At 39.0% G+C, this 12968-nt stretch carries 10 protein-coding genes; 4 read left to right on the top strand and 6 right to left on the bottom strand.

All coding sequences use genetic code 11. From position 1 onward, the window contains the following. The first annotated feature begins 542 nt into the window (after positions 1–542). Entirely contained in the window at positions 543–1499 is a 957-nt protein-coding gene (locus HT679_RS08885) for a hypothetical protein (RefSeq protein ID WP_000531569.1), read from the top strand. 241 nt (positions 1500–1740) lie between these two features. Here HT679_RS08885 and HT679_RS08880 read toward each other — a convergent pair whose 3' ends face one another. The 5 genes from HT679_RS08880 to HT679_RS08860 are packed head-to-tail and all read right to left on the bottom strand — an operon-like array spanning position 1741 to position 5930. Then, positions 1741–2430, bottom strand: coding sequence for a sugar phosphate nucleotidyltransferase (locus tag HT679_RS08880; RefSeq protein ID WP_173214175.1), 690 nt, complete (start codon positions 2428–2430; stop codon positions 1741–1743). A gap of 11 nt (positions 2431–2441) precedes the next feature. Beyond that, on the bottom strand, positions 2442–3320 hold the full coding sequence (locus HT679_RS08875; protein WP_057487565.1) for a DMT family transporter: 879 nt from the start codon (positions 3318–3320) through the stop codon (positions 2442–2444). Then, on the bottom strand, positions 3310–4179 hold the full coding sequence (gene licA / locus HT679_RS08870) for a choline kinase LicA (protein WP_173214173.1): 870 nt from the start codon (positions 4177–4179) through the stop codon (positions 3310–3312). The genes HT679_RS08875 and licA overlap by 11 nt, the downstream gene beginning before the upstream one ends. A 16-nt stretch (positions 4180–4195) precedes the next feature. Beyond that, entirely contained in the window at positions 4196–5218 is a 1023-nt protein-coding gene (locus HT679_RS08865; protein ID WP_140209064.1) for a ribitol-5-phosphate dehydrogenase, read from the bottom strand. Between the two features lie 4 nt (positions 5219–5222). Further along, entirely contained in the window at positions 5223–5930 is a 708-nt protein-coding gene (locus HT679_RS08860) for a 2-C-methyl-D-erythritol 4-phosphate cytidylyltransferase (RefSeq protein ID WP_050243224.1), read from the bottom strand. A 439-nt stretch (positions 5931–6369) separates the two neighbouring features. Between HT679_RS08860 and tacF the strand changes: the two genes are divergently transcribed. The 3 genes from tacF to HT679_RS08845 are packed head-to-tail and all read left to right on the top strand — an operon-like array spanning position 6370 to position 9481. After that, a complete protein-coding gene (gene tacF, locus HT679_RS08855; RefSeq protein WP_173214171.1) occupies positions 6370–7857 on the top strand; it encodes a type IV teichoic acid flippase TacF in 1488 nt (495 codons plus the stop codon). A gap of 9 nt (positions 7858–7866) precedes the next feature. Continuing rightward, on the top strand, positions 7867–8670 hold the full coding sequence (locus HT679_RS08850) for a phosphorylcholine transferase LicD (RefSeq protein ID WP_173214169.1): 804 nt from the start codon (positions 7867–7869) through the stop codon (positions 8668–8670). A 1-nt stretch (position 8671) separates the two neighbouring features. Further along, entirely contained in the window at positions 8672–9481 is an 810-nt protein-coding gene (locus HT679_RS08845) for a phosphorylcholine transferase LicD (RefSeq protein ID WP_173214167.1), read from the top strand. A 69-nt stretch (positions 9482–9550) separates the two neighbouring features. On the opposite strand, the gene carB is transcribed toward HT679_RS08845, so the two are convergent. Then, positions 9551–12727 (bottom strand): carbamoyl-phosphate synthase large subunit, encoded by a 3177-nt coding sequence (gene carB, locus HT679_RS08840; RefSeq protein ID WP_001126428.1) that lies wholly within the window; start codon positions 12725–12727, stop codon positions 9551–9553. Between the last annotated feature and the right edge of the window lie 241 nt (positions 12728–12968).

The following is a 12968-nucleotide window of genomic DNA, read 5'->3' as shown; positions in this document are numbered from 1 at the left end:
ATTTTGGAAAGGAAGTCTCATGTTTATATCTAGTGGCAAAATATTGCTTCTCCTACTAGCAAAGTTCACCTAGTTTAATTATTATATCATAATCGAGACAAATTTACTTACTTACTTACTTACTTACTTACTTACTTACTTACTCATGGTAGCTGATTTTATCAATGATTGCAAGCTCTATATCTTAAAATGTCAGAATTATTAATTTTTTATTACATGCTTGTTTTTGCCATCATGAGAAGGGAGCGTTTGATTTTTTATAACAGAACGAAGTAATAACTGCATAAATTAGTTGAGAAATTCAAACTAATTTTTAACAATATTTTAAAAACCAAGGTCTACTATTCTAGCTTCAGTTTGCTGTATCATTCTTATTATGATTCTATCTCTGTTAAATCAAAGTTAAAATCTCCTATTTAGGTAGAGGAAGCTATCCTCTATCGGACAAAATTCATAAACTCCTCCAAGAACTGAAGACCAGCACTGAAAATCCAGAACAAGTCCAAAAACTCAAGGAAGCCTATGATAAATTCAACGAAGCATTGGGGCAATCAGAAAATGGGCTTGTCAATCAGGAGGTCTTTAATGCTGCACTTGAGGAGTATAAAAAGGCTGCTCATCTAAAGAAAGATGCAGAGGAAACTGGAGGAACCAGGAATCGTAGAAGTGTTTCCGGTCTTGTTTATGGGTTTGCTACAGGAAGTACCGGGAACGAAAAAAGATCTAGGGATGATTCAGGAAGAGAAAGAGACACTCGTAATTTATATAACGGTCAAAACTTAAACGAGATACCTTTAAAATATATTGCTACTGTAGAAACTGGAACTATTAGAAATATTTCTTTATCAGGGTTCCCAACGGTGGGTAAGGACGGTAAAACTTGGGCTACAATCAAAACAAGAATTGATAGTAATGGAAAACGAGCTGTTTTAACTATTACCGGTCAGTCTCCTAAAAATCTCTATGGGCTATACAATACAACCTTAACAGTAACTGAAGGAAGCGGTCACGTGTCTAGTAAGATTCAAGAGGTTCTGTATCAACTACCAAAACCAGAATTTGATGAATCTCCACTAAATCCAGGAAAGACTGCTCAACAAGATGTAGAGGGAAAAGCAGGAGAAAAACCTATAGTTAAGGGGAAAATTCCTACTCCACCAAATGGATTCTCTAGTTCTAATATTCCGCAAGGCTCTCAATTGAAAATGTACTTGGTTCAAGGTGGACATAATGAAAATTTTGGTGGAATTGAAACCTCAGCAGAAGGTTATGACATCGTTGCATGGGGGCTAGTAGGAGCAGATGGAACATCAGTATTATATCCGACTCAGTATAAAAAGCAATCCATAGGCGATAAACCGCTACGTCTTATCGTGGCTTATGTTCAACAAGGAACAGATCGAGTACTAAATAAGGACTTAGTTTCGCCTCTGTCTAGGGATTCCATTACACCGACATATCCGCTGGATAGGGATGGGGCTAAATCAACAAATAAATGAGCCGGAAGCTAGATAACACTCAATTGTAACCGTCCAATAACGAAGTATATTGAAAAATCTCCAAACTAGAGAACTCACTGATGGTTCCTAATCTGGAGATTTCTTATTTGCACTTTTCTTGTATAGTAGATTGAAATAGGAGACGAACACACTAATTTGACTTCCCCAATTGATTCACCTAATTCCTATTTCATTTTGATGTAACTATTTTTATCGAGACTATAACTCACATACAAAATTTTTAATTTTCGTTTTTAAGAATTTCTTCTAATTTATGATAGTCTTGGACACTATCGATCTCATAGATGCTATTGCCTTCTAATTCTTCAACATAGACATCTAGCTCTTTGATATTATCCTTAACCATATTGTCCCAATAGAGATCAACAAATTCACCACTTGCATAGGCCTTATCGATAAAGCCGACAATCTTTTCTGCAGTTGGAGCATCCCAGAAGGATACACCACTAAGGATACGACCAGCCTTGCTATCAACAGTAATATCTTGAACCTTGTAGTCGTCTCCATAGACCAAGAACCATTCGTTGGTACAATCTTCACGATAAACACTAAAATAAGTCGAACGTGTCAAATCATTGCGGAACATATTTTTAAAGAGGTAGTTATCTGCATCAATAACATAGCTGTTAGCCAATTCTTCTTTTACAAGATAGAGAGAGTAAAAGTTATTGTAGTCAGCGTATCTATCATTGAAAACGAGGCGAACACCGTATTTGTCTTTTAAGTAATCGAATTGTTCTTTAAGGTAACCAACAATGATGATGATATCATGGATTCCCTTTTCTTTGAGAAACTCAATCTGGTATTCAATCAAAGGTTTTTGATTAACCTGAACCAAGGCTTTAGGGGTATTTTCAGTCATAGGACGCAAGCGAGTTCCCAATCCCGCTGCTAAGATAATGGCTTTCACACGAATCTCCTTTATTCTTTAATAATAATATAAACTCCAGCAATAACGACAAGTGACGTAATAATTGTCAGCATATCTAGCGGTGCACCCAAGAAAACAACTGCAAACAAGACAGTCCAAACTACATAACTCACGTTAAGACCTGTAGCCTTGGCTGGTTGCAAGCGATTGATAGCGATATAATAAGCCAAGTAGGAAATCATATCAAAGGCTGCAAAGACAATCATAAGACCTAGCAATTGTCCATTGGCCACTGCAGCAAATGACTGATGAGAGAAGAGCACAATCACAAGATAGGACAAGAATGAAGTTACTTGACGGATTAAGAGGGCTTCGATTTCACTCAATTCACTTTCCATGGCAAAGGAGCTAAGGACACTCTCACTCCCCCATGCAATGGCACAAACCAAAGCACAAAGAATCCCAATGTAGAAGGAATTGACCTGTTCAACCTTATAGGTCTGAGCAATAATCCCTCCAATAATCAAGACAATCCCAAACACAGTATTTTTCGAAATCTTGTGCTTCAAAAAGAAGAAAGCCAATAAAACTGAAATCGCAGGGTAAATAGCCGATACTGATGAAGCCAAGGAACTTCCGATATACTTAACCGCATAAAGATTGGCCTGCATACCGATAGGGCCTGCTAGCAAGGCTCCGATGATAACACTAACATTGCGAATATTTAAGAAAATTGAGAGGCGAACTTTCCCTTCTTTCACTAAAAGAAAAGCTAGTAAGATAAAGATGCTCAAAAAATCATGAGCAGCAGCCACTACAAAGGGTGACAAATCTGTAAAAATCGAAAAGATGTAAGCACTAATTGTTAGACCTAAACCCCAGAAAATACCTGAGAGTAGACCAAAAGAAACTCCATTTTTATTTTTCATCTGAACCTCCATAAGAAGCCAAACCTTTAACAGCTCTTTGGTAACGACTCACACCATAGTCACCAAAATCTGCACCTTGCTCTTCCTTATAGACAGTCCATAGACTCCAAATAGTGTCTTGTAAAATTTTATAAATGGCAATCTTTTCACGAGAGACAGGTGTTTGCTCACTCTCATAGTGAGACAAGAAGTCTTCTTCCTCTTGACGAGTAAATTCGGACTCTAAAAAGAGGGCTGCCAAATCCCACATTGGATCATTCATTGATGAATATTCCCAGTCAATCAGATATAGACGTCCTTGAGGTGATTCTATAAAGTTTTCAGGCACCAAATCGATATGACAAGATTTTCTGTCAACACCTAAGTCAGCCAGTCTTTTCTCTAAGGAGAAGACTTCTTCTCGAACAGCTTCATAGTTGGCATAAGGGATTTTCTCTTCAATCAAGGATTCGTATTTTTTGATTTCTTCAAAAGGAGCAAATTCTCCTCTTAATTCCTTGCCAGAAGCATGAATAGTTTGTAATATTGGAGCAATTTTATCAAATTTGGTCTTGATTGTAGTTGAATCAAGCGTAATCGCAGATTCGATATACTCATTTACTTTGATACCAGCTTCAATATCAAAAAGATAATTTTTTACATCTAAGTCTAAATCCTTTAGTAGTTCAAGATTGTACTTTTCATCTTGACGATTGATAAGCTTTTCTGTCCCTTTACCAAAGAATTTAACAATGTATTGCTTATTTGTTGTTTTGACCAAATAGTTTTGATTGGTCATTCCCCCCAGTTGTTCAACACTGAGGACTTCCTCTTCTTGACTAAGTAAGGAAGAAATTTTCTCTTTAATGATTTTCTCCACAATTAACCTCCAGCACTTATACTTCCCACTTAAACACGGTTTTAAAGGCTGTGTTTAAATCGGTCGCAAAGACACGGTGAATATCTTTAATTTCTCTTACAGGTTCTTCTAGATAAAGGATATTTTTAAGACGATTGGCAAATTTCTTGACTTCCATCATTTGGATGGCATTTTCAAAATCAATGCGACCAGAACGAGAGGAACCAACCAAGAGCAAGCCTTTTTCTAAGGCATCGCGAGTATTGAGATTGACTTTATATTCGCTAACTCCCATCATGAGAATCGTTCCCTGAGGACGAATGTAGCGAATCAGGTCATTTATAGCCGGTCCAGTACCATCACCACCACAACACTCAAAAGCATGGTCAAAGGCCAAATCTTCAGGAATATTATCAGTAATATAGCATTCTTTGGCAAAAGAGAAAAGTTCCAATTTTTCCCAATGACGACCAATAACCACAATCTCTGCTTCTGGCAAAGTATAATTGATAATATTGGCAACCACAAATGCTAGACTTCCATCTCCGATAACGGCGATTCGGTCCCGCTTGCTATGAGCAAGGGTCAATAAGCGATTCATGGCATGCATGCCAACACTGACAAACTCTGTAATGGCTGCAACCGTATCTTCAATAGCATCATAAGCCACCACACGATCTTTAGGAAGAGAAACAAACTCTCTCATAAAGCCATCAAATCCACTAGACAAGAAATGAGTCCCTGTCATGTAGTTCTCATAGAATTCTTCATCACTCTGCATAGGAGGATGATTGGGAATCATGACAACTTTTTGCCCAACCTCGTAGGTTCCTGTCGGGTCAGAAATAACGGTTCCACATGACTCGTGAATCATTGCCATTGGAAGTTTTTTATTCAAAATCTTTGGATCACGTTTTCCTTGGTAGTAACGCTGATCCGCATGACAGACCGCCATATAATTAGGGCGGATGAGGATATGATTCTCTTGGTCAATAGCCTCTTCCTGATATTTGACATTGATAAACTTAGGCTTAGTTAGTTGATAAATTTGATTAATCATTTTACTAGTCTTTCTCAATCATACTTTTTGCAATCTTCAAATCTGTTACGGTTGTAATCTTCAGATTTGAGTATTCACCCTTGGCCAAGGCTACATCTTTTCCTTTAATGACAAAGATTTTACATGCATCTGTCAAGATTTCTTTCTCTTCAGCAGAAAGAGAGCCATAAAGGTCCATGAAGTCCTTGCAACGGAATGTTTGAGGTGTTTGTCCTTGATAAAGGTGAGCACGATTTGGAATATCTGTAATGAATTGACCATTGGTACTTTCAACGATAGTATCAACCGCTTCTACCACTGTGTCCACTGCGTCATGATTGTGGGCAAGTTGGATATTGTCCTGAATCATGCGAAGCGTAATGAATGGACGAACAGAATCGTGGGTAACAACGATGTCCTCTGGAGTAAGCGGACGATAAGCATCGATAGCTTCAATGATTTTTTCAATACTTGTATTGCGGTCAGCACCACCCTTTGTAATGATGATACGTTCCTTATGAAGAGGCAGATATTTATCTACAAGATCTTCTGCATGAGAAACCCAGTCTCCATGAACCCCAACCACAATTTTTTCAATACTTGGTTCCAAGACAAATTTTTCAATTGTATGAATCAAAATAGGTCGATCACCTAGCTCTAAAAATTGTTTTGGCAAGTTACTGATTCCCATGCGTGTGCCAGTTCCACCAGCAAGAATTCCTGCATAAATCATCTATTTTCTCCTTTGTCTTACTAAAAAAACTTATTCTCTCTATTATACCACAATCTAGTTCTATCATAAAAGAAATACCGGCCCTCCCGTTCTAGAATAGAAGGATTAAGGAGTTCTATTATTCAAAGAAACTAGTCCACTTCTAGTAATGACTTGGAATTCTGTAGTCATTACCAATAAATGGCTGTGAAATTTTAGAGTTCTTCAGAATAATATACTTTCCTTAAAGAAAACTTAAAATTAAGATTTGAAACTTCAAAGTGATTACTTGACTTATACTCAATGAAAATCAAAAAGCAAACTAGGAAGCTAGCCGTAAGCTGTACTTGAGTACGGTAAGGCGACGCTGACGTGGTTTGAAGAGATTTTCGAAGAGTATTACTGCCCTTCATTTCTTATTAGCTGACTTTATGATATAATGAAAAACGAGGTAAATTGAATGAAAAGTATAAAATTAAATGCTCTATCTTACATGGGAATTCGTGTCTTAAATATTATTTTTCCCATCCTAACTGGAACCTATGTCGCGCGTGTCTTGGACCGAACTGGCTATGGTTACTTCAACTCTGTCGACACTATTTTGTCATTTTTCTTGCCCTTTGCGACTTATGGGGTCTATAACTACGGTTTACGGGCCATCAGTAATGTCAAGGATAACAAAAAAGATCTGAATAGAACCTTCTCCAGTCTTTTTTATTTGTGCATTGCTTGTACGATTTTGACTACCGCTGTCTATATCCTTGCCTATCCTCTCTTCTTTACAGATAATCCAATCGTCAAAAAAGTCTACCTTGTTATGGGGATTCAACTCATTGCCCAGATTTTTTCAATCGAGTGGGTCAATGAAGCTCTGGAAAATTACAGTTTTCTCTTTTACAAGACTGCCTTCATCCGTATCCTGATGCTGGTCTCTATTTTCCTGTTTGTCAAGAATGAACACGATATTGTTGTCTATACACTTGTGATGAGTTTATCGACACTAATTAACTACCTGATTAGTTATTTTTGGATCAAAAGAGAGATCAAACTTGTTAAAATCCACATAAGTGATTTTAAACCGCTCTTTCTCCCTCTAACAGCCATGTTGGTCTTTGCTAATGCCAATATGCTCTTCACTTTTTTAGATCGTCTCTTCCTCGTTAAAACAGGGATTGATGTTAACGTTAGTTACTACACCATAGCTCAACGAATTGTGACCGTTATTGCTGGTGTTGTAACAGGAGCTATCGGAGTGAGTGTGCCTCGTCTCAGTTACTATCTGGGGAAAGGAGACAAAGAAGCCTATGTTTCTCTGGTTAATAGAGGTAGTCGAATCTTTAACTTCTTTATCATTCCACTCAGTTTCGGACTCATGGTTTTAGGACCAAATGCTATCCTACTTTACGGTAGTGAAAAATATATCGGAGGTGGTATCTTAACCTCTCTCTTCGCTTTTCGGACGATTATCCTGGCACTAGATACCATTCTTGGTTCCCAAATTCTCTTTACAAATGGCTATGAAAAACGTATCACAGTTTACACAGTCTTTGCTGGGCTACTCAATTTGGGCTTAAATAGTCTCCTCTTTTTCAACCATATCGTGGCTCCTGAATACTACTTACTGACAACTATGCTATCAGAGGCCTCTCTACTTGTTTTCTATATCATTTTCATCCATAGAAAACAACTTATTCACTTAGGACATATCTTTAGCTATACTGTTCGATACTCGCTCTTTTCACTTTCCTTTGTAGGAATTTATTTCCTGATTAATTTATTGTATCCTGTGGATATGGTCATTAATTTACCATTTTTGATGAATACTGGTTTGATTGTCTTGCTATCAGCTATCTCTTATATTGGTCTACTTGTCTTCACCAAAGATAGCATTTTTTATGAATTTTTAAACCATGTCCTAGCCTTAAAAAATAAATTCAAAAAATCTTAGGAGTTTAGAATGAAACAACTAACCATTGAAGATGCCAAACAGATTGAATTAGAAATTTTGGAGTATATTGATACTCTCTGTAAAAAGCACAATATCAACTATATTATTAACTACGGCACTCTGATTGGGGCGGTTCGACATCAAGGCTTTATCCCTTGGGACGACGATATTGATTTGTCCATGCCTCGAGAAGACTACCAACGATTTATTAACATCTTTCAAAAGGAAAAAAGCAAATATAAGCTCCTTTCCTTAGAAACTGATAAGAACTACTTTAACAACTTTATCAAAATAACCGACAGTACAACTAAAATTATTGATACTCGAAATACAAAAACCTATGAGTCTGGTGTTTTTATCGATATTTTCCCTATGGATCGCTTTGATGATCCTAAGGTCATTGATACTTGTTATAAACTGGAAAGCTTCAAACTTCTGTCTTTCAGTAAACATAAAAATATTGTCTATAAGGATAGCCTTTTAAAAGATTGGATACGAACAGCCTTCTGGTTACTCCTTCGACCTGTTTCTCCTCGTTATTTCGCACATAAAATCGAGAAAGAAATTCAAAAATATAGTCGTGAGAATGGTCAGTATATGGCCTTTATCCCTTCTAAATTTAAGGAAAAAGAAGTATTTCCAAGTGGTACCTTTGATAAAACAATTGATTTACCCTTTGAAAATTTAAGCCTTCCAGCACCTGAAAAATTTGATACTATTTTGACGCAATTTTATGGAGATTATATGACCCTACCACCAGAAGAAAAACGCTTCTACAGTCATGAATTTCACGCTTACAAATTGGAGGATTAGGATGCAGTATTTAGAAAAAGAAGAAATTAAAGATATTCAACTAGCCCTGCTAGACTATATTGATGAGACTTGTAAGAAACATGATATTCCTTATTTTCTAAGTTACGGAACCATGCTTGGAGCTATCCGCCACAAAGGTATGATTCCTTGGGATGATGATATTGATATTTCTCTCTATCGTGAAGATTATGAGCGCTTATTGAAGATTATTGAGGAAGAAGACCACCCTCGCTACAAGGTTCTTTCCTACGATACATCTTCTTGGTACTTCCATAATTTCGCATCGATTTTGGACACTTCTACTGTTATCGAAGACCATGTTAAGTACAAGCGTCATGACACCAGTCTCTTTATCGATGTCTTCCCAATTGATCGATTTACAGACTTGAGCATTGTCGATAAGAGTTATAAGTATGTAGCCCTTCGTCAACTAGCCTATATCAAAAAATCACGCGCAGTTCACGGTGATAGCAAATTAAAAGATTTTCTAAGATTATGTAGCTGGTACGCCCTCCGATTGGTCAATCCTCGCTACTTTTACAAGAAAATTGATCAGCTAGTCAAAAATGCTTCAACCAGCACTCCTCAATATGAAGGAGGAATTGGGATTGGTAAGGAAGGTATGAAAGAAGTCTTCCCAGTTGATACCTTTAAAGAACTCATCTTAACTGAGTTTGAAGACCGTATGTTGCCCGTCCCTAAAAAATATGATCAATTTTTAACCCAGATGTATGGGGATTATATGACACCACCATCAAAAGAAATGCAAGAGTGGTATAGCCACAGTATTAAAGCTTATCGCAAAAGCTGATTAAGCAGTAGTTTACAAGAAAAAATATAACAAAAAAGAGAAGATCGTTACACCTTCTCTTTTTTCTATTTAAATTGCTTCTGTGACAAAACTACGGCTTTCAAGTACCTTAAGCATAGCATTAGCTGTATCTAGGGCTGTAAAGAGTGGCACACCGTGTTCAATGGCTGAACGGCGGATTTGCTCACCATCTTCGTCAGCAGTTCGTTTGGTTCCTACTGTGTTAATGATAGCCTGGATTCTTCCTTTGCGAACAAAGCTTGGAATATCCTGATCATCATCACCAATCTTTCCAACAGGCTGAGCATGTAATCCATGACTGGCAAAGAAGGCTGCTGTCCCTTCTGTCGCGAGGATTCCATAGCCAATATTTTGGAAACGACGAGCCAAGTTCAAGGCTTCTTCTTTGGCATCATCAGCGATGGTAAATACAACGTTACCAAAAGTTGGCAAGTGGAGGTAAGAAGCTTCAAAGACTTTATAGAGAGCTTTTTCCAAAGTCGTATCAGAACCCATAACTTCCCCTGTTGACTTCATTTCAGGACCAAGTAAGCTGTCTACCTTAGCTAGTTTGGTAAAGGAGAAGACAGGTGCCTTGATATGAACGCGAGTGCTTTCAGGGTAAAGTCCATCTTGGTAGCCAAGTTCTGATAAACTTTGACCAAGAATGAGCTTAGTCGCTACTTGAGCCATAGGAATATTGGTCACCTTAGAAAGGAATGGAACGGTACGGCTGGCACGTGGATTGACCTCAATAACATAGACTTTTTCATCCTTGATGACAAACTGGATGTTCATCATTCCAAGGCAGTTAAGACCGATTGCTAGGCGTTTAGTATAGTCTGCGATTGTTTCTTGCACCTTTTGCGACAAGGTTTGTGGTGGGTAAACGGCCATTGAGTCACCTGAGTGGACACCGGCACGTTCGATATGCTCCATGATACCAGGAATAAGGACATTTTCTCCGTCTGAAATGGCATCAACTTCACACTCTTGTCCAACGATATAAGAGTCTACAAGGACTGGATGGTCAGGACTAGCCTTAACCGCTGTACGCATGTAAGAACGAAGGTCTTCTTCGTTTTCAACGATTTCCATAGCACGACCACCCAAGACATAAGATGGGCGAACGAGGACTGGGAAACCAATCTTGCGAGCTGCAAGTACTGCTTCTTCTTCATTGGTAGCCGTTTGTCCTGGTGGCTGTGGAATATCCAAATCTTTAAGAGCTTGCTCGAAGAGGTCACGGTCTTCGGCGCGGTCTAGGTCAGCAACTTGCGTTCCCAAAATAGTCACACCTGCTTTTGCCAATGGCTCCGCAAGGTTGATAGCTGTTTGACCACCGAACTGAACGATAACTCCCTTTGGTTGCTCCAAGTCGATGACATTCATAACATCTTCGAATGTCAATGGCTCAAAGTAAAGCTTGTCTGATACAGAGAAGTCTGTAGAAACGGTCTCTGGGTTTGAGTTCATGATGATGGCTTCATAGCCAGCCGCCTGGATAGCCTTAACAGAGTGAACGGTTGCGTAGTCAAACTCAACCCCTTGCCCGATACGGATTGGACCAGAACCTAGGACAAGTACAGATTCTTTATCAGACTTGATAGACTCGTTTTCCCAACCATAGGTTGAATAGAAATATGGTGTTTCAGAGTCAAATTCTGCCGCACAAGTATCTACCATCTTGTAGACTGGGACAATCTTGTTTTCCAAGCGAAGCTGGCGAACTTGGTCTGCAGTCGTTTCCCAAAGTTCAGCAATCTTACGGTCTGAGAAGCCATTGAGTTTGGCTGTTTTCAAAACTTCCAGATCTTGTGGATGGGCACCTAATTCTTGCTCAATTTCAAAGATATGCAAGAGTTTATCCAGATAGAAGATATCAATCTTAGTTAATTCAGCAATTTCTTCTGGTGTGTAGCCACGACGAATGGCTTCTGATACATAGAAGAGACGATCATCTTGGGCTTTGACTACTTTTTCAATCAAGGCATCATCAGAAACTGATGCAAGTTCAGGCATTTCATTGTGATGCACCCCAATTTCAAGGGAACGACAAGCTTTAAGGAGAGATTCTTCAATGTTACGACCGATTGCCATGACTTCTCCAGTGGCCTTCATCTGAGTACCAAGACGGCGCTCACCCTTTTCAAACTTGTCAAATGGGAAACGTGGAATCTTGGCAACAACGTAGTCAAGGGCTGGCTCAAACATGGCATAGGTTGAACCTGTAACTGGGTTGATCACCTCATCCAAGGTCAAACCTACTGCAATCTTAGCAGCTAACTTAGCAATCGGGTAACCTGTCGCCTTAGAAGCAAGGGCTGACGAACGCGATACACGAGGATTTACTTCAATAACATAATACTTAAAGCTGTGGGGATCCAGGGCCAGCTGAACGTTACATCCACCTTCAATCTTGAGGGCACGAATGATGCTCAAACTCGCGTCACGTAGCATTTGGTTTTCATAATCTGACATGGTTTGGGCAGGGGCAAATACAATGGAATCCCCTGTGTGAATCCCAACTGGATCAAAGTTTTCCATGTTACAAACAACTAAAGCATTGTCAGCTGAGTCACGCATGACTTCGTATTCGATTTCCTTAAAGCCAGCAATCGAACGCTCAATCAAACATTGGGTAACAGGTGACAATTTCAAACCATTTTCAGCGATTTCACGCAATTCTTCCTCGTTGGCACACATACCACCACCAGTACCACCAAGAGTAAAGGCTGGACGGACGATGACTGGGTAGCCAATTGTTGCTGCAAAGGCAACTGCTTCGTCTACTGTGTTGACAATTTCAGATTCTGGAATTGGTTGGTTCAATTCTTCCATCAATTGTTTAAAGAGATCGCGGTCCTCTGCTTGGTCAATAGCAGACAATTTAGTACCCAGAAGTTCCACTCCTAGCTCATCTAAAATACCATTCTTAGACAACTCCATGGCCATATTAAGACCTGTCTGACCACCGAGTGTTGGGAGCAAGGCATCTGGACGCTCCTTACGAAGAATACGAGTCACAAACTCAAGTGTAATCGGTTCGATATAGACCTTGTCCGCAATCTCCTTGTCCGTCATGATAGTTGCAGGGTTTGAATTAACCAAAACAACCTCATAACCTTCCTCTTTCAAAGACAAGCAAGCCTGTGTCCCAGCGTAGTCAAACTCAGCAGCCTGACCAATAATAATCGGACCAGAACCAATCACCATAATTTTTTGAATATCAGTACGTTTAGGCATAGTTTATGATACAAAGCCCGTAAAGAACACAGTGAAAATAGGAAACTCGGTGCAGACGCCTTCAGCGTCAAGACGATGTTTATCTTTTTCACACGGTTCTTAGGGCGTGTTCACTTCCGCGAACAATGTATCTTCTCCTTTCTATTCGTCGCCTCTCAGGGCGACATTAAATAAGATACAAAGGACGAATAGAAAGCGATTGAATTTTAGGAAACCCAGGAAGGATTGACAATCCAAGTTG

It is taken from the genome of Streptococcus sp. 4886, from assembly GCF_013276485.1.
Classification (GTDB): Bacteria; Bacillota; Bacilli; order Lactobacillales; family Streptococcaceae; genus Streptococcus.
This window is presented reverse-complemented; position numbering and strand designations above follow the sequence as displayed.